Origin of the sequence: Dactylosporangium sp. CS-033363, assembly GCF_050942475.1 — a bacterium.
Classification (GTDB): domain Bacteria; phylum Actinomycetota; class Actinomycetes; order Mycobacteriales; family Micromonosporaceae; genus Dactylosporangium.
In genome coordinates, this window is record NZ_CP192032.1 from 5,619,226 (window position 1) to 5,637,057 (window position 17,832).

At 72.5% G+C, this 17,832-nt stretch carries 13 protein-coding genes; 5 read left to right on the forward strand and 8 right to left on the reverse strand.

Translation table 11 applies throughout. From position 1 onward, the window contains the following. The 3 genes from ACQPZ4_RS26020 to ACQPZ4_RS26030 are packed head-to-tail and all read right to left on the reverse strand — an operon-like array spanning nucleotide 1 to nucleotide 3,749. Complete coding sequence (locus ACQPZ4_RS26020; protein WP_433040303.1) at nucleotides 1-744, reverse strand: class I SAM-dependent methyltransferase; 744 nt, start codon at nucleotides 742-744, stop codon at nucleotides 1-3. Beyond that, entirely contained in the window at nucleotides 741-3,014 is a 2,274-nt protein-coding gene (locus tag ACQPZ4_RS26025; RefSeq protein ID WP_433040306.1) for an ATP-binding cassette domain-containing protein, read from the reverse strand. The genes ACQPZ4_RS26020 and ACQPZ4_RS26025 overlap by 4 nt, the downstream gene beginning before the upstream one ends. Nucleotides 3,015-3,023: 9 nt before the next feature. Next, the gene (locus ACQPZ4_RS26030) at nucleotides 3,024-3,749 is read right to left on the reverse strand and encodes an aminoglycoside adenylyltransferase domain-containing protein (RefSeq protein ID WP_433040309.1); all 726 of its coding nucleotides are present in this window, start codon (nucleotides 3,747-3,749) and stop codon (nucleotides 3,024-3,026) included. A gap of 58 nt (nucleotides 3,750-3,807) precedes the next feature. On the opposite strand from ACQPZ4_RS26030, the gene ACQPZ4_RS26035 reads away from it, so the two are divergent. Next, complete coding sequence (locus tag ACQPZ4_RS26035) at nucleotides 3,808-4,557, forward strand: SDR family oxidoreductase (protein ID WP_433066662.1); 750 nt, start codon at nucleotides 3,808-3,810, stop codon at nucleotides 4,555-4,557. Between the two features lie 325 nt (nucleotides 4,558-4,882). Continuing rightward, nucleotides 4,883-5,440 (forward strand): TetR/AcrR family transcriptional regulator, encoded by a 558-nt coding sequence (locus tag ACQPZ4_RS26040; protein WP_433040312.1) that lies wholly within the window; start codon nucleotides 4,883-4,885, stop codon nucleotides 5,438-5,440. Here ACQPZ4_RS26040 and ACQPZ4_RS26045 read toward each other — a convergent pair whose 3' ends face one another. Then, entirely contained in the window at nucleotides 5,441-6,748 is a 1,308-nt protein-coding gene (locus tag ACQPZ4_RS26045; protein ID WP_433040315.1) for a pectate lyase family protein, read from the reverse strand. Between the two features lie 157 nt (nucleotides 6,749-6,905). On the opposite strand from ACQPZ4_RS26045, the gene ACQPZ4_RS26050 reads away from it, so the two are divergent. The 3 genes from ACQPZ4_RS26050 to ACQPZ4_RS26060 all read left to right on the forward strand — a co-directional run bounded on the left by ACQPZ4_RS26050 (nucleotide 6,906) and on the right by ACQPZ4_RS26060 (nucleotide 9,718). After that, a complete protein-coding gene (locus tag ACQPZ4_RS26050; RefSeq protein ID WP_433040318.1) occupies nucleotides 6,906-8,153 on the forward strand; it encodes an MFS transporter in 1,248 nt (415 codons plus the stop codon). 195 nt (nucleotides 8,154-8,348) lie between these two features. After that, nucleotides 8,349-9,251: a flagellar motor protein MotB gene (locus ACQPZ4_RS26055; RefSeq protein ID WP_433040321.1), complete on the forward strand. Its 903-nt coding sequence runs from the start codon at nucleotides 8,349-8,351 to the stop codon at nucleotides 9,249-9,251. Nucleotides 9,252-9,265: 14 nt separating this feature from the next. Further along, a complete protein-coding gene (locus tag ACQPZ4_RS26060) occupies nucleotides 9,266-9,718 on the forward strand; it encodes a flagellar basal body-associated FliL family protein (RefSeq protein ID WP_433040324.1) in 453 nt (150 codons plus the stop codon). Here ACQPZ4_RS26060 and ACQPZ4_RS26065 read toward each other — a convergent pair. From ACQPZ4_RS26065 to ACQPZ4_RS26080, 4 genes are all read right to left on the reverse strand, one after another. Further along, nucleotides 9,696-11,474 carry an AAA family ATPase gene (locus ACQPZ4_RS26065; RefSeq protein WP_433040327.1) on the reverse strand — a complete coding sequence of 593 codons (1,779 nt, stop codon included), beginning with the start codon at nucleotides 11,472-11,474 and terminating at the stop codon, nucleotides 9,696-9,698. The two genes, ACQPZ4_RS26060 and ACQPZ4_RS26065, sit on opposite strands and share 23 nt — an antisense overlap. A gap of 5 nt (nucleotides 11,475-11,479) precedes the next feature. After that, nucleotides 11,480-12,961, reverse strand: coding sequence for a hypothetical protein (locus ACQPZ4_RS26070; RefSeq protein ID WP_433040329.1), 1,482 nt, complete (start codon nucleotides 12,959-12,961; stop codon nucleotides 11,480-11,482). A gap of 230 nt (nucleotides 12,962-13,191) precedes the next feature. Continuing rightward, nucleotides 13,192-15,486: a hypothetical protein gene (locus ACQPZ4_RS26075; RefSeq protein WP_433040331.1), complete on the reverse strand. Its 2,295-nt coding sequence runs from the start codon at nucleotides 15,484-15,486 to the stop codon at nucleotides 13,192-13,194. Nucleotides 15,487-15,529: 43 nt separating this feature from the next. Then, the gene (locus tag ACQPZ4_RS26080) at nucleotides 15,530-17,818 is read right to left on the reverse strand and encodes a hypothetical protein (protein WP_433040334.1); all 2,289 of its coding nucleotides are present in this window, start codon (nucleotides 17,816-17,818) and stop codon (nucleotides 15,530-15,532) included. Between the last annotated feature and the right edge of the window lie 14 nt (nucleotides 17,819-17,832).

The following is a 17,832-nucleotide window of genomic DNA, read 5'->3' on the forward strand; positions in this document are numbered from 1 at the left end:
TCAGGGCGCGGTGGCCGTCGCGAAGACGCGGTGCATGACGTCGAAGGTGGCCAGGGACGAGCGGGCCTCGTCCTGCAAGGCGACGATCGCCGGATCGGACGGCGGGGCCGCGAGCGCCTCCTCCCACAGGGAACGCTCCGCTGCCCGCCACCCCGGCCGGTCCTCCACCAACACGTCCACGAACCCGGCGAGGGGCAGGTCCCGCGCCAGGTCAACCGCCTGAATCCGGGCCGGCACGTCCGCCGACGACCCCTCCCAGCACGTCACAACCAGCCGCCCGCCCGGCTTCAGCAGCCGCCGGAACTCGGCAAGACCGGCGAGGGGCGGCGCCGCGAACTGCACCGCGTCGATGCACATCAGGCCGTCGGCGATGCCGGAGTCGAGCCCGGTCGCGTCCAGCGTGCCGACCTGAAACGACGCCCGGCCCGGCAGCCGTGACGCGGCCAGTGGTACCGCCGAGGACAGGGCCACCGCCGAGAAGTCCACGCCGATCAGGCGGGAACCGGCGCGGCGGGCGAGCTCGATGCCGTACCCGCCGCGGCCGCACGCGATGTCCAGCAGCAGGCCGTCAGCGGGCAGGCCCAGCGCCGCCGACAGTTCGTCCAGCGCGGGTCCGGTCAGCACGCCCGGGAGGCCGTAGGAGCTGGGCACGTCCAGGGTGCGGGACAGGATGGCGTCGCGGGCGGGTGAGGTGGCCATGTCCGCGTACCACTGGTCGAAGTAGGCCGCGTCGAGTGCGCTCATGATCGTTCAACATAGTCCGCCAGGTGCTGGCCCGTGAGGGTGGCCCGCGCGGCGACGAGGTCGGCGGGGGTACCGGTGAAGACGACCCGGCCGCCGTCGTGGCCGGCGCCGGGGCCGATGTCGATGATCCAGTCCGCCGAGGCCATGACGGCCAGGTGGTGTTCGATGACGATGACCGACTTGCCGGCGTCGACCAGGCGGTTGAGCAGGGCCAGGAGCTGCTCGACGTCGGCGAGGTGCAGGCCGGTGGTGGGCTCGTCGAGGACGTACACGCCGCCCTTCTCGGCCATGTGGATGGCGAGCTTGAGGCGCTGGCGCTCGCCGCCGGACAGGGTGGTCAGGGGCTGGCCCAGGCTGATGTAGCCGAGGCCGACGTCGGCCAGGCGCGAAAGAATGGTGTGGGCGGCGGGGATCTTGGACTCGCCCGAGGCGAAGAACTCGCGGGCCTCCGAGACCGGCATCGCGAGGACCTCGGCGATGTTGCGGCCGCCGAGGCGGTACTCCAGGACCGAGGCCTGGAAGCGCTTGCCCTCGCACTCCTCGCAGACGGTGGCGACGCCGGCCATCATGGCGAGGTCGGTGTAGATGACGCCGTTGCCGTTGCAGTTGGGGCAGGCGCCCTCCGAGTTGGCGCTGAACAGCGCAGGCTTGACCCCGCCGGCCTTGGCGAAGGCCTTGCGGATCGGGTCGAGCAGGCCCGTGTACGTGGCGGGGTTGCTGCGCCGCGAGCCGCGGATGGCGCCCTGGTCGACGGAGACCACGCCGGCGCTCTTCGGGATGGAGCCGTGGATCAGCGAGCTCTTGCCCGAGCCGGCGACGCCGGTGACGACCACGAGGACGCCGAGCGGGATGTCGACGTCGACGTCGCGCAGGTTGTGGGTGCTCGCGCCGCGGATCGGCAGGACGTCGGAGAACGTGCGGGGCGAGCGGAGGGTCGCGCGGTAGTCCAGGTGGCGGCCGGTGAGGGTACCGCTGCGTCGGAGTCCTTCGACGGTGCCCTCGAAGCACACGGTGCCGCCGACGCCGCCCGCGCCGGGGCCGAGGTCGACGACGTGGTCGGCGATGGCGATCGTCTCCGGCTTGTGCTCGACCACGAGGACCGTGTTGCCCTTGTCGCGCAGGCGCTGGAGCAGGCCGTTCATGTTCTGGATGTCGTGCGGGTGCAGGCCGACGGTGGGCTCGTCGAAGATGTACGACACGTCCGTGAGCGACGAGCCGAGGTGCCGGATCATCTTGGTGCGCTGCGCCTCGCCGCCGGACAGGGTGCCCGAGGGGCGGTCCAGGGACAGGTAGCCGAGGCCGATCTCGACGAACGAGTCGAGGGTGCGCTGCAGCGTGCCGAGCAGCGGGGCGACCGAGCGGTCCTCGATGCCGCGGACCCACTGGGCCAGGTCGCTGATCTGCATGGCGCAGGCGTCGGCGATGTTGATGCCGCCGATGCGGGAGGCGAGCGCGGCCTGGTTGAGCCGGGTGCCGCCGCACTCGGGGCAGGTGGTGAACGTGACGGCCCGGTCGACGAAGGCGCGCAGGTGCGGCTGGAGGGCCTCCTTGTCCTTCTGCAGGAACGCCTTCTGCACGCGGGGCACCAGACCCTCGTAGGTCATGTTGATCGTCTCGATCTTGACCTTGACGGGTTCCTTGTACAGGAAGTCGTGCCGCTCCTGCTCGGTGTAGTCCTTGATCGGCTTGTCGCCGTCGAGGAACCCGGAGGCGGAGAAGATGCGCACCAGCCAGCCGTCCGGGGTGTACCCGGGGATCGTGATCGCGCCCCCGTTCAGCGACTTCTCGGCGTCGAAGAGCTCGGCGAGGTCGATGTCGTTGATCGTGCCCATGCCCTCGCAGCGCAGGCAGGCGCCGGCGGGCACGTTGAAGCTGTAGTGGAACGCGGGGCCGGCGCTGGGCGAGCCGAGCCGGCTGAACACGATGCGGAGCATGGCGTTGGCGTCGGTCGCGGTGCCCACGGTCGAGCGCGAGTTGGCGCCCATCCGCTCCTGGTCGACGATGATCGCGGTGGTGAGGCCCTCGAGCAGGTCGACGTCGGGGCGGGCGAGGCTGGGCATGAAGCCCTGCACGAACGCGCTGTACGTCTCGTTGATGAGCCGCTGCGACTCGGCCGCGATGGTGCCGAAGACGAGGGAGCTCTTGCCGGACCCGGACACGCCGGTGAACACGGTGAGCCGGCGCTTGGGGATCTCGACGCTGACGTTCTTCAGGTTGTTCTCGCGGGCCCCGTGAACCTGGATGAGGTCATGACTGTCGGCGACATGCACTGCAACACCCTACGCAGGTGATGTGACGATCGCATGTACCTTCGCCAGGAACTTCTCCACCGCTTCGCGGTCCCGGTCGGCGCCGTCCAGCGCGGCCTGGATCACGGTCCGTTCGGACGGCAGGCGGTCGAGGGCCCACGCGGCGGCCGCGCGCTTCGGGTACCAGGTGTGCTCGGCGTGGTAGCGCAGCGACCGGCACGCGTTGAGCACCGCGTTGTCGCCGTGCTCGCCGAGCGCGGCCAGGTGCGCCGCGACCGACTCGGCGACCACCGGCATGAGCTGCCGCGAGCGGACCCTGGTCACGAGGCCGGGGAACGGCGGGCCGATGAGCGCGCGGCGCTGCTGGCGGACGATGTCGCGGTCGATCGGGTACCAGAAGGCGGGTCCCTCCGAGGAACCGATCTCGGCCTTGTACTGCATGTCCCGCCCCGTGTTGAGGTTGAGCGCGAACCCGGCCTCGGTGGTCAGGCCGGCCAGCGCGTCGCGGTCGTAGAGGACGAACTCGAGGCCGCGGGCCGGGCAGGGCAGCGCCCCGTGGTCGAGCGCGGCGATGACGGCCTCGATCTCGGCCGTCGTCGGACCGGCGGCCACGGCGACCAGGTCGAGGTCGCTGCGGCCCGGGAGGTACGCGTCGAGCGCGAGCGACCCCGCCGGATACACCCCGACGAGCCGCCCGCCGAAGATCCCCTGCAGGCGGCGGACGACCGCGCCGAGGTACCCGTCGAGTGAGCTCACCGGACAGTTGTAACGCCCGGCGGTGTGAGCGCGCCGCCCCGGGGTAGTCCGGCCATTCCTGCGCAAAGGGGGTGCAACCGTGAACAGAGTGGCGGTGGTCACCGGTGGTTCCCGCGGGATCGGGCGGGCCGTGGCCGAGCGTCTGGCCACCGACGGGATGGCCGTCGCGATCGCGTACGCGGGCAACGACGTGGCGGCCAAGGAGGCCGTCGACGCGATCGGCGCGGCGGGCGGGCGGCCGGCGGTGGCGGCCCGGGCGGACGTGGCCGACGAGGGTGCGGTGAAAGCGCTCTTCGACCTGGCCGAGCACGAGTTCGGCGGGGTGGACGTCGTGGTCAACGCGGCCGGCCGGATGGTCCTCGAGCCGGTGGCCGAGATCGACCTGGACGAGCTGGACCGGATGCACCGCACGAACATCCGCGGCACGTTCGTGGTGTCGCGGGAAGCGGCGCGGCGGCTGCGGCCGGGCGGGGCGCTGGTGAACTTCTCGACGTCGCAGACGCGGCTGCAGCATCCGACGTACGCCGGCTACGTGGCGAGCAAGGCCGCGGTGCAGGCGCTCAGCCTGATCATGGCGCGGGAGCTGCGGGGCCGGGACATCACGGTCAACGCGGTGGCACCGGGGCCGACGGAGACCGACCTGTTCCTCGACGGCAAGGACGCGGCGACCGTGGAACGCACGGCGAGCCTGAACCCGATGGGGCGGCTGGGGCGACCGGACGACATCGCCGAGGTGGTGGCGGCACTCGCGGGGCCGGCCCGGTGGATCAACGGCCAGACGCTGTTCGTCAACGGCGGCGCCGCGTAAGGGGGTTGGTGTGCCGGGTCGAGTGGTTTCTCGACCCGAGCCACCGTCCGGGCAGGACTACTTCTTCTTGCCCTTCTTGTCCTTCTTCGACTTCTTGGACTTCTTCGCCATGGGAATCACCTCCAGCGCGTCGGCAACGACACCGAGACTACGACCAAACAGCCGGTGAACAAAGGGTTTCCGAGACATTTCCAGTTATCCCCCAACGGTCGCGCACCGTCCACTGTGGGCAATTCAAGAGCCAGAAGCTGCTCTTGTACCGTCTGATCCTGCGCTGTGAGCAGTCGTTCCACGTTCGGTACAGTCATCGTGAAGTGAGGTGAGCATGACTGCACTGAATGTGCAAAGGAGATACAACGCACCCCGGCGGATCGCGGCGGCGGCGGCGACCAAGGAGGCGATCGCGGCCGCGGCGGAGCGCCTGTTCGCCCGGCACGGCTATGCGGGGACGACCATCGCGGCGGTCGCGGAGGACGCGGGCGTCACCCCGAAGTCCGTGTACGCGCTCTCCGACAAGCCCGGCCTGCTGCTGCTCGCGGTGCGGCGCGCCTCGGCGGCGCCGGTGCCCGAGGACCTCGCCGGGTCGCTGCTGCGCCGGTACCCGGTCGAGCGGGCGTTCGAGGAGGCTGCGCACGCCGAGCCGACGCTGCGGGAGGCGTGGCGGCGGCACGAGCGGGCCCGCCGCGCCGGGCTCAAGACCCTCGTGCGCGCCTACGCCGACGCGGGCCAGCTGCGCGAGGGGCTGACCGTGGGCCGCGCGACCGACACGCTGTGGGCGCTGGTGACCTGGCACACGGTGGCGCTGCTGGTGGAGCAGCGCGGCTGGGGCCGAGCCAAGCTCACCGCCTGGCTCGACCAGCTCGTCGCGACAATCCTGAAGTGATCAGCCCGGCAGCTTGCCGGTGCCGGCGTTCACGGTGACCAGGGCGGGGACGTTCGCGGCCGGGTCCAGCCCGGCGCGCAGGGCCGGGGTCCAGCCCGCGTCGGTGGCGATGTCCGGGTCGAACGCCTTGTTGTACTCGTCCAGCAGGTTCACCGCGAGGATCGGGCCGGTGCCGACCCGGGCCAGGGTGCCCTTCTCCGTCATCTGCACGCCGCCCCAGTTGTAGACGAAGGCGTTCAGCGGGGTGTCGGCGCTGCGCAGGACGAAGTTGTTCTCCGCGTACACCTGCGACTGCACGCCCACGCCGATGGCGTACACGAAGGTGTCCTCGTCGGTGGCGTAGTAGTAGTTGTTGTACACGTCGACCTGGCCGAAGCGGACCCGCGGGACGCGCTGGCCGACGTTGGCGAACCGGTTGTGGTGCAGCGTGACGCGCAGCTTGCCGACGTCGACGCCCGGGGTGTTGGTCGAGCCGATCAGCATGGTCTTGTCGTGCTCGAACAGGTTGTTGTACGACACCGTCACGTAGTCGGAGCCGCGGATGATGTCGGCCGCGCCGTCGTGCACCTGGTACGGGCGGCCCAGGTAGATCGGCTGGTCGACGTCCTGGTTGGCGCCGTCGGTGAACGAGTTGTGGTCCAGCCACACGTTGGTGGCGCCGCTGAGCGTCACGCTGTCGTAGAGGGAGTTCCAGTTGCCGTCGGCGCCGTCGGTCGGCGTCCAGGCCGGGAAGCAGTCGTACGCGTCCTCGAACGCGATGTTGCGGATGATGACGTTGCTCTGGTTGGTGATGAGCAGGTTGCCGCCCTTGATGCGGGCGTTGCGCAGGCCGTAGACCGTGGTGTTGGCGCCGACCTCGATCTTGACCTTCAGGCCCTGGTTCTTCGCCGACTGGACGCGGGCGGCCTCCAGCGGGCCGCTGGGCGCGACCTTGCCCCACGTCGCCGGGTCGTACGCGGTCAGGTAGGCCTGCAGGTCGTAGGCCGGGTCCGCGTAGTCGGCGCAGGAGCGGCCCTCGTTGGCGTCGATCGTGCCGGCGACCAGCACGATCTTCGGCGTGCTGCCGGCCACGGCGGCGGCCAGCTCGTCGCGGGTGCGCACGGTGAACACGTGGGCGTCGTCGGCGGCCGACCCGCCCGTGGTGCCGGCGCCGGCCGCGGCCCAGCCGTCGTTGGCGGCGAGGGTCTGCCGCGCCGCCGCGGGCACGCCCGGCCCGCCCGCGTTGGCCGAGGCCGCTAAGGCGACGCCGGCCGCGACCAGCCCGGCCACCGTGGCGGCGGTGAGACCGGTCCGGATCCCTACGCGCATGGAGTCCTCCAGGAAGTTAGGAAAGCGCATTCCTGGCGACCACGGTGGCACCGGCGGACCGGGCGAGTCAACGCGTGGCGTTTGCAGGTTTGTTGCAGTCGTCACTTCCGGCCGCCCGGTCGCCACTCGGCGGCCAAGACCATTAGAGGGTTATGGGGTGACCGCCCCCGCCCCGGCCGCCCGCCGCTTCGCCGCGCTGCGCAACCCCGACTGCCGCCCGTACCTCTTCGGCGCGGCGCTGTCGATGATGGCCGACAACGTCGAGCACGTGATCACGTACTGGGTGCTGTGGCAGAAGTTCCACTCCGAGGCCCTGGCCGGCTTCCAGGTGATCAGTCACTGGGTGCCGTTCCTGCTGTTCTCGGTGTGGTTCGGCGGGCTGGCCGACCGGCACGACTGCCGCCGGGTCATCCAGGCCGCCCAGGCGCTGTTCATGCTGGTCTCGCTGCTGTGGGGGATCCTGTTCCTGACCGACTCGCTGCAGATCTGGCAGGCCTGCGTGCTGCTGGTGCTGCACGGCATGGCCGGGTCGCTGTGGGGCCCCGGCGAGCAGCTCATGCTGCACGACTTCGTCGGCGACGAGGACCTCGTCTCCGCGGTCCGGCTCAACGCGACCTTCCGCAGCCTGGGCGTGCTGTTCGGCCCGGCCGTCGGCTCCGCGCTGCTGCTGTGGCTCGGCCCGACCGCGGGCATCTTCGCCAACATCGCGTTCTACCTGCCGCTGACGCTGTTCCTGTTCCGCACCCGGTTCACCGGCCACACCCGCCACGCTGGTCCCCGCGGCCCCCGCGTCGGCCTGCTCGACACGTTCAAGGTGCTGCGCCGCGTGGCCGGCGACCACACCCTGATCAGCATGATCATCCTGGCCGGCCTCGCCTCGTTCTTCGTCGGTACCGCCATGCAGGCCACGATGCCCACCTTCGCCGAGGATCTCAGCGCCGACAGCACCGACGCGTACGGCATCCTGCTCTTCGCCGCGGGCGCCGGCGGCGTGGTCGGCGGGCTGCTGCTGGAGGCGACGGGCTGGCTGCGCCCGACGGTCCGCGCGGCCGTCGGCACCACCCTGCTGTACGGCGTGAGCAGCCTGCTCTTCGCGGTCGCGGGACAGCTGTGGCTGGCGGTGATCCTGCTGTTCATCGGCGGCATCGCGAACCTGGCCTCGATGTCCATCGGCCAGACCGTCACGCAGCTGCTGGCCCCGCCGGACGAGCGCGGACGGGTCATCGGGGTGTACAACGTGTCCTCGGCGGGCCTGCGGGCGGGCAGCGGCCTGACGGTCGGCGTGCTCGGCCAGGCGATCGGGGTGCACTGGTCCCTGGCGCTGAGCTCGGCCGCGCTGTGCGTCGGGACCGGCTTCGCCGCGCTGTACACGCGGCACGGACGCCGGGTTCCGGCCGCGAAGTAGCCACCTGGGCGATATGTCGGGCGCTGGCGCGCCACGATATATCGGACTTATTCCCCGACAGACTATAAGTAAGCATTTGTCCGTTTCTGCGCGAACCTGCACGCACCCGTGAGGCACCGGGGCGGAACTCTTGTGTCCTCCGGTTGGTCCGATGTAACCCCTGACGGCGTTACAACGACCTGGAGGGGGGCCGCCATGAGTGGTGGTGGACACGCGGCGAAGGCCGGCGCGCACACGAAGCACAAGAAGGGCGGCCACGACGAGGAGGAGCACGAGAACCACGAGCGGTGGCTGGTGTCCTACGCGGACATGATGACGCTGCTGATGGTGCTGTTCATCGTGCTGTTCGCGATCTCCCAGGTCGACCAGAAGAAGTTCGCGGAGCTCAAGAACGGCCTCGCGGTCGGCTTCGGCAACCCGTCCGTCGCGTTCGAGGGCGGCGAGGCCAGCCTGATGGAGTCCTCGGACTCCAACTCGCCGATGGACCTGTCCTCCGGCGTCGGCGGCACCACCTCGGACGCCACCGCCGTGCAGGACGCGGTGCAGGCCAAGGAGCGCGCCAGCGCCTCGAAGCGCCAGCAGGCCGCGGCCGAAGAGGTCAAGAACTACGACAAGATCAAGGCGCAGATCGACGCCGAGCTGGCCAAGCAGGGCCTGGCCGACCAGGTCAAGTACACCGTCGACGAGCGCGGGCTGGTCGTCACCATCGTGACCACCGGCATCGTGTTCAACGGCAACGAGGCCAACCTCCTCGCCGCCGGCAAGAAGATCATCGACGGGGTCGGGCCGGCGATCGCCGCCCTGCCGAACAAGATCGAGGTCGACGGGCACACCAACCAGCTCTCCGGCGGGACCGGCAACTACCCCTCCGGCTGGGAACTGTCCTCCGCCCGCGCCTCGGCCGTCGTGCGGATGCTGCACGCCGACGCCGGGATCGCCGAGAACCGTCTGCAGGCCGCCGGCTTCGCCGACACCAAGCCGCTGTACCCCACCACCGACCCCCGCGCGGCCGAGCTGAACCGCCGCGTCGAGGTCATCGTCCTGTCCAACCTGCCGGCCGACACCCGGGCGCTGCTGCCCTCGGCTTCAACGAACTGAGGGAGTAGAAGACCATGGCGAAGGACGAGAAGACCACCGAGGAGACCCCCGCCAAGGGTGGCAAGAAGAAGCTGATCATGATCATCGCGATCGCGGTCGTCCTGCTGGGCGGCGGCGCCGGCGGGTACCTGATGTTCAAGCCGAAGACCGCCGCGGCCGAGCCGGAGCCGACCCCGGGCGTCGTGTCCGTCCTCGACGCGGTCACGATCAACCTGGCCGACGGGCACTACCTGAAGCTGAAGATGACGCTGCAGGCCACCACCGACGCCGCCGAGGCCCCGGACGGCAGCAAGGCCCTCGACCTCGCGATCACCGAGTACAGCGGCCGCAAGATGGACGAGCTCATGAGCAACGCCGAGCGCGACCGCACCAAGAAGGAGCTCGTCGAGAAGGTCGTCAAGGCCTACACCGTCGAGAAGAAGAAAGAGGTCATGGACATCTACTTCACGACGTTCGTGATCCAGTAGCGGCAGGAATGGCCGTCCCCGCCGCGGGGGCGGCCATCGCCTTGACCGCGTCGATCCAGAACCGCTGGCGCTCCGGCGCCTGCCCGACCAGGTAGGTGGCCCGCAGCTTCGGCGGGAGGTGCCGCAGCAGCTGGACCACCACCGCGGTGTGCTCGCGCAGCTGGGAGACCTCGGCGTTGGAGAACACCTGGTGCACCAGGTCGGTGTCGTCGGTACCCTCGTCGCAGTCGGCCACGGCGCGGGCCAGCCGGGCCGCCCAGCCCGCCGGGTCGGCCGCGAGCTCGTGCAGGCCCACCCGGCGCTCCCCCGCGAGGCGGGCCTCGAGGCCGGACAGCGCGACCGGCGCGAACTCCCCCTCGCCGAGATAGATCAGGCCGGCCTGCAGCGGCTGGTCGTGCAGGTGCAGCTTGATGAGCCGCTCCAGGGTGCGCTTGGAGACCCAGTCGCGGCCCTCGTCGTCCAGGTCGTACTTCCACCAGTCCAGCGCCGCCTCCGCCGGGCGGCCGTAGGTGTCCAGCAGCCACTGGCCGGCCGGGATGTCGTCCGGGCCGACCTCCAGGCTGGCGGTGAACCGGCTCGCCTGGGCCAGGTTGTTCGGCGTCACCTGCAGCTTGCGCCCCACGTGGTACGGCGGGTTCTGCAGCGCGAACTGCGCCCGCAGCGCCTCGATCGGCCGCCCGGCCAGCGACCACTCCTGGGTGATCTCCATCAGCCGGGCGAAGGCCGCGCGGTCCTTGGGCCGGTTGTACTCGTCCCACACGATCACCTTGGGCCGCGGCCCGAGCAGCGCCCGGGTCAGCAGTGTGTCGAGCGTCCCGTCGGCGGCCGGCACCGGCACGCAGAGGTCCTCGACGTTGGTGACGGGCAACGAGAAGTACACCGGATCCTGCCCTGTCTCCTCCCGGACGATCTGCTTCGCGATCTCCGTCTTCCCGCAGCCCGGCGGCCCCTGCAGCAGCACGGCCCAGCGGCGGGCGATCGCGGTGCGCAGGAGCCGGCGCACCGGGTCGGGAACGGTCACGGGGTCGGTGATGCCCAGTTCGGTCGCGATCTGAGCCAGGATCGCTTCGTCGAGGTCGAGGCGGGCGCCGTTGAGCAATGGCAGCGCCCAGCGCATCGGCAGCCCCTCGGCCGCGCAGTCCAGCACGTGCTGCAGGGTGCGCGGCGAGAGCAGCTTGCGGACCTCGGGGGTCTGGGCAGCCCAGACCCGGAAGACCCCGTCGAGGTCCCAGCGCGGGTACCGCCGGACCAGGCTCTCCCGCCACGACGTGTCGTTGGCCCCGATGTGCAGCGTCGCCATCCGGTCGAGCACGGCGAGGTCGGTCCGCCGGGCCGAGGTCTCCGCCGCCGACTCGTTGTCGGTCAGGAACACCCCGACGCAGCCGAGCGCGCGCAGGTCGTGCTCGCCGAGCGTCCAGTTGCACGCCACCTGCATGAGCTGCGACTGGATCGTGTCCCCGGCCTGCAGCGAGTCGTCGATGAGCAGCACGAACCGCCGGCCGGGCGTGAGCTGCTTCATGATCAGCTGGTGCAGCGCCAGCTCACCGGTCTCGGCGTCCCGGACGGGCGCGTTGACGAGCAGGTCGTCCGGCGTCAGGTTGGCCGCCGGGACGAGCACGACGTCGAGGCCGTGTTCGCGCGGCACGTACGACAGAAACGTCGACGTCTTGCCGATCCCGTGCTCGCCGAACACCTGCCCGGTGATCCCGGCCGCGATCATGCCGTCGATGAACCGCTCCAGCAGCGACGTACCCAACTCCGCTAGTCCTCTCCCGTGCGCACCCGATGGCAGGCCATCGGCGGTTCCTGGGTCTCCGGCCACGTCGACCCGCCGTCGGTGATCAGCCAGATCCACTTCTCCGGCTCGGCCGGCCGGACCTCCGGCGCCAACCCGTCGGTCACCACGATCACGGCGTCGACGGTGTCCTCGAGCCGCTTCCCGCCGACGTCGAGCCGCCTCTCGGCATAGTCGACGACCCCCTGGAAGCTGGTCCCGCCGCCGCCGAGCACCCGCTCCCCCGGCTTGAACGGCATCACGTGCGCGTCGAAGCTCAGCCAGTGCGCCCGCACCCCGTCGATCTGCCCGACGAGCGTCGTCAGCCACTCGACCACCGAATCCGGCATCGACCCCGAGGTGTCAAAGGCGATGAGCACGGTTTTGTACCGTGTGTTCCCCCGCCGATGCAGCAGCGGTTCATGGCCGAGGGCGAGGAGCACCGCGCCGAGCTTCTTCGGGTACACCAGACGCTCGCCGGGCTGCAGCCGGGCCGCCAGGACGTCGGCAAGCCACCGCCGCCACCACTCGACCCGCCGCGTCTTCTGCGTCGTCCCGCGCAGGGCACCCAGGCCGAGGTCCCCCCACATCCGGCTGAGCCGCTCCCCGCCGCCGCCGCTGCGATCGGCCATCTCCAGCAGCTCGGCCCGAGCGGCCGCGTTGCCCGCCCGCGCCTGCCGCATGAGCGATTCGAGGACGGCCGCGCCGACGCGCTCGACGGTCTCCGCGTCCAGCGGAACGCCGCCCGCCCCCATGTGCACGCACAGCACCACCCGCACCGGCGGCTCGGCCATCCGCCGCAGCTCGCGGTACAGGCCGAGATCGGTCTCGACGAACGCGGCGTACGACAACGGTTCGAGCCCCTGCGAGCGCAGGTCGTCCTCGTAGCGCCGGTGCACCGCCACCGGATCGACCCCCACGGTCTCCCCGTCGACCTGCGGCATCCCCATCCCGAGCCGCCGCATCGCCACGTGGTTCACACTGACCTCGGTGGCGAGCACGAACAGCGGGTCGCCGACGAGCTCCCGGTCGGCGTAGAGGTGCCGCTGCATGAGGTGCCGCGCCTCGTGGAACAGCACGAACTTGACGCCCGACGGCCCCAGCCGGCTGAAGAACTCCGGGTTGTACAGCAGGCTGCACACCCCGTCCCCGCCCGCCACCACCGCCGCCGTGGGCACCGCCATCGTGGCGATCTGATGCCGGCACTTCGCGTAGATCCAGGACCCGGCCACGCTGTCGCGCACCCCGAAGTCGAGCAGCGCCGCCTCCTTGAGCCGCTCCGCCCGCGCCGTGATGTCGGGATCGGGATGCGCCATGGCCGCCAGCGCCCGCCGATCCCGCAGGTCGACCGCCGGCACGCCCAGGACCACCACGTGCCCGCCGCCGGCCGTCATGCGGCCACCGCTTTCGTCACCGGTCGCGGCCGCCTCGCGATCACCGCTGCCGCCGACCGCCGCAGCCGCCGCCACGCGGTCACCGCCGCCGTCGCCACTCGCGGACGCACCGCCGCCATCGCCACCCGCGGACACCTCGCCACCGTCGCCACTCGCGGACGCCTCAGCGCCGGACGCCGCACGCGTGACGGACGCACCGCCGCCATCGCCACCCGCGGACACCTCGGCGCCGGACGCCGCACGCGCCACGGACGCACCGCCGCCATCGCCATCCGCGGACGCCTCGGCACCGGAGGCCGCACGCGTCACGGACGCACCGCCGCCGCGGCCACCTGGAGCAGTTCGGCTGCCGGGCCGGGGAAGTCGGGGGCAAGGCGGATGGCGAGCAGGACCGCGTCGACGTCGCCGCCGCAGGTCTCGGCGACGAGCGCGGCCAGGGCGGCGCGGCCGGACGGGTCGGAGGAGTCGCCGCCGATGTAGGTCAGCGGGTCGGCGGCCGGCGAGGTGTGGCGCAGGACCTCGTCCCAGGTGACCGCGCCGGACCGGGTCGCCCGGTACATCCAGCCGGGGGCGTCCCGCGGTGCGGCGATCACCTCGGCGACCGGCGTCGTCCCGGCGGCCAGCGCGGCCTCGACGGCGTTGGCGAACGGGCGCAGCCGGGTCCGTCCGGCCTCGGCGAGCTCGGGCGGGCAGCCGCGCGCCTCCCCGATGCCGGTCAGCCCGGGCCCGGTCAGCGGCGCCCGGCGGTGCTCGGCGAGGATGGCGTCCCAGTGCCAGAGGCGCGTCTCGCCGTACACCTTCTGGAAGTCGACGCCGACGGACGTGAGCAGCTCGATCTGCCCGGCCGCCGACTCGGCGTGGGCGATCTCGGCCTCGAGCTCGGCGAGCTTGCCGGCCCGGTCCCGCGCGGCGAGGACCTTCTTCACCCGGCTGCGCACGGCCGGCGTGATGGCCGCCCTGGTGAAGGTGACCGGGTTGAGCTCGTCCTCCAGCAGCTCGGTCACCGCCTCCGGCCCGTGCCGGTGCCACAGGTTGAGCAGGAGCCGGAACTGCGCCGTTTTCCCGCGTACCCGCACGTGCCGCAGCAGGTGCCGCTGCAGCTCCCGGTCCGCGCAGTCGAGCGGGTCCGTGCCGTGGAAGCCGGCGCTGAGCGTGAGCAGGTGCGCCCGCACCTCGGGATCGAACGGCCGCCCGTCGAGCAGCTGCATCCGCAGGCGGTGCGAGGTCCCGGTACGCCGGAACAGCGCCCCGTTCACCCCCGCGTCCCCGAGCGCCGCCAGCCGATCGGCCGCCGCGCCGTCGAGCGTCGGCCGGGCGGCCAGCGCGAGCCGCAGGGCCGGCCGCGGATCGGTGACGGCCCGCTCCACCCACGCGTCCCGCCAGACACCCTGCGTGAACAGCTCGTGCACCGTCTTGTCGTCCAGGTGCTCCAGCAACGCCAGCTGCGTCCCGTCGGACGCATGGTCGAGCAGCGCCACGAACGCGGCCCGGGCCCCGGTCGTACTCGACGGCCAGGCCGCACTCCCGGCCGACTCCAGCAGCTCGGTGACGCTGCCCTTGAAGGCGTTGACCTTCGCCCGCACCCACGCCCATTTGCCCGGGTCGGCCCCGAGGTGGACGTCGACGAGCTTGCCGAGCGCGTCGAGCCGCACCACTTCGAGCACCGCGGCGGCGGGCCGCATCCGTTCCAGCAGCAGCTCGGGTTCGAGCCCGTCGTCGACGGCGCGCCGGGCGACGATCCGCGCCGCCTTGGCCGCCCCCTGCTTGGGCAGCGGCGCGAGCGCCATCGCCTCGGTCAGCACCGGCACCGCGGGCGCCACCGCCGCGGGTTGGGCCAGGAACAGCGCGAACCGGAACTCCTCCGGGCAGTCCGCCCGGACGGCGAGCGCGGCCGCGGCCGCGGGCCCGAACGGCATCTCGGCATGCGCGGCGCCGACCGCGTCCCAGTCGAGCGACTCGCGCAGCGCCAGGTGGTCGGTGAAGCCGTCGAGCAGCTCGGCGATCGCCCCGGCCGTCCCCTCCTCCTCGGCGACGCGGCCTTCGAGGAGCGAGGCGGGCTCGGCGGGCACGGTCGGCAGCCAGTACGGCAGCGGCGTGTCCGGCCCCTCCGCCCGCCGCAGGCTCAGCATCGCCCGCAGCCGCTCCGCGATCGTCAGCCGCTCGCCGACGTTGTTGGTCGCCTTCCGCGCCACGAACGCGACGGGCGCGACGACCCCGGACCGATCCCCCGCGGCCCAGACACCGGGCGCCTCGGTGAGCCGCGACATGACGAGACGCCGCAGCCGCAGCTCCCACCCCCGCCGCTGAAACCCCTGCGGCGCCGCGGCATCGGCGACCTGCCGCGCGCCGGTGGCGGCGAGCCGTTCCCGCAGTCCGGGGTGCCGGGCGAGCGCGTCGTCGTTCCAGGCGAGCCCGCCGAGCAGCTCCCCGTCGCCGAGCGCGATCACCGCCTCGATGAACGGCCACGGCAGCCGATCCTGGAACCGCACGATCCGGTACAGCAGGTCCCGCGCCCCGCTCACGACCCGATCCCACTCGACGTCCGGGCCCGCGACCGCCTCCATCAACGCCCACGGCCCCGGCGACTTCTCGAACGTCACCCCGCCACCACCGGCACCCAGCCGCCGCCGAGCCTCGCGAGCATCACGGCGCCACCGCGGCGGTGGCGACCGCGATCAGTTCCGCCGCCGGGCCCGGGAAGGTGGTGGCCATCTCGCCCGCGAGGACGAGCGCGTCCAGGTTGCCGTCCCAGGTCGCGGCCATCAGCTCCACCAGCGCCGCCCGCGACACCTCGTTCGAAGTCCCGCCGATCAGGTCCAGCGGGTGCGCCGCCGGCACGACCTGGCGCAGCACCTCCGGCCAGGTCACGATGCCGGCGGCGATGAACGCGGCGATCCAGCTGGTGTCGTGGCCCTCGCGCGGCGTGGCGAGGATGTCGGCGAGAGGCCGGCCCGCCACGTACTCCTCCGCCGCCGGGCTCTCCCAGGGGCGCAGCTTGTCGCGGCCCGCCTCGACGAGTGAGGCCGGCACGCCGCGGCCCGTGGCGATGGTGGCCAGGATCGGGTCCGGCAGCGGCGAGCGGCGGTGCTCGGCGATGATGGCGTCCCAGTGCCACAGCCGCGTCTCCTTGAACAGCAGCATGTGGTCGGTCCGCTCGGCCCGCAGCAGCGCGAACTGCCCCTCCGGCGACTCCTCGGCGACGACCTCCGCCTCCAGCGCGTCGAGGGCGGCCCGGCGTTCCGCGTCGTCCGCGCGGCCCAGGATCTGCGCCATGCGCTTGCGCACCGGCGGGTTGAAGGGCGACGCGCTGTAGTTGGCCGGCTTCAGGTCCGCCGCGAGCAGTTCCGCCGCCGCGGCCTGGCCGTGGCGGTGCCACAGGTTGATGAGGAGGCGGAACTGGGCCGCGTTGCCGCGTACCCGCACGTGCCGGACGATGTGCCGCTGCAGCTCGGCGTCGGCGCAGTCCAGGGCGTCGGTGCCGTGCCAGCCGGCGGTGAGCGCCAGCAGCTGCTCGCGCACGGCCGGGTCGAGCGGGCGGCCGGACAGCAGCGACGTGCGCAGCCGGTGCGGCACCGCCGTGCGCCGGAACAGCAGCCCGTTGAGCTCCGGGTCGTCGAGGGCGGCCAGCCGCTCGATCGCGGCCGCGTCGATCGACGGGCGGGCGGCGAGCGCGACCCGCAGCACCCGGCGCGGGTCCGACAGCGCCCGGTCGAGCCACTCGGCGCGCCAGGTGCCCTTGGCGAACAGGTCGGTGACCGTACCGTCGTCCATCCGCTCCAGCAGCGCCAGGTGGGCGCCGGCCGGGGCGTGGTCGAGCAGGGTGAGGAACGCCTGGCGGGCGCTGGTGACCGAGGCCGGCCAGGGCGCGGTGCCGGCCGACTCCAGGAACTCGGTGACGGTGCCCGCAAACGCGTTGAGCTTCGCGCGGGCCCAGCACCACTTGCCGGGGTCGGTGCCGAGGTGCGTCTCGACGAGCTTGGCCAGGGCGTCGGACTCGATGGTCTCCAGCACGGCGACGGCCGGGCGCATCCGCTCCAGCAGCAGGGCCGGGTCGAGGCCGTCGGCGACCGCGCGCTTGGCGACGACCCTGGCCGCCTTGGCCGCGCCCTTCTTCGGCGGCGGGGCGAGGGCCATCGCCTCGGTTAGCACCGGTACGGCGGGGGCCACGGCGGCCGGGTCGGCCAGGAAGAGCGCGAACCGCAGGTCGTCGGGGCAGTCGGGGCGGGCGGCGAGGGCGGCCGCGGCGGGCCCGGCGAACGGCTGCTCCGCGTGGGCGGCGGCGAGCGCGGCCCAGTCCAGCTCGGGACGGAGGGGCAGGTGGTCGGTGAAGCCGTCGCGCAGCTCGGCGATCGCACCGGCGGTGCCCTCCCACGCCGCGGCCGTCGCCTCCAGCTCGTCCAGCGTGCGGTGGAGGCCGGGCTCAGGCAGTACGACATCCGGCCCTTGCAGGCGGCGCAGGGTGGCCATGGCCCGCCAGCGTTCGGCGGTGGTGAGCTGCGCGGCGTGGGCCTCGAGGGCCAGGTGGACCCCCTCGGCGGTGGGTCCGGCGACGGCGGCGCGCTGCCGGTCCAGCCAGCCGTCGAGGCTCCGGCCGTCGGGCTGGTAGGCGGCCAGGACGAGGCGCTGCGAGCGCAGGTCCCAGCGGGCGCGCAGGGAGCGCAGGGCGACGAGGTGCCGGCCGGAGCGGGCGACGCGCTCCTTGACGTCGGGCATCGCGGCGAGCAGGTGGTCGTTCTCGGCGAGCTCGTCGAGCAGGGCCGGGTCGCCGAGGCCCAGGGCGGCCTCGACGAACGGGCGGGGCAGGCGGCGGCTGTAGCGGAGCAGGTTGGGCAGGGCCGTCCGCATGCCGCTGACGAGGCGGGGCCAGTCGATGGACTCGCCGACGACGGTGGCCGCCGCCTCGATCAACGCCAGTGCCGTGTACGTCCTCACGGCTCGGGACACTA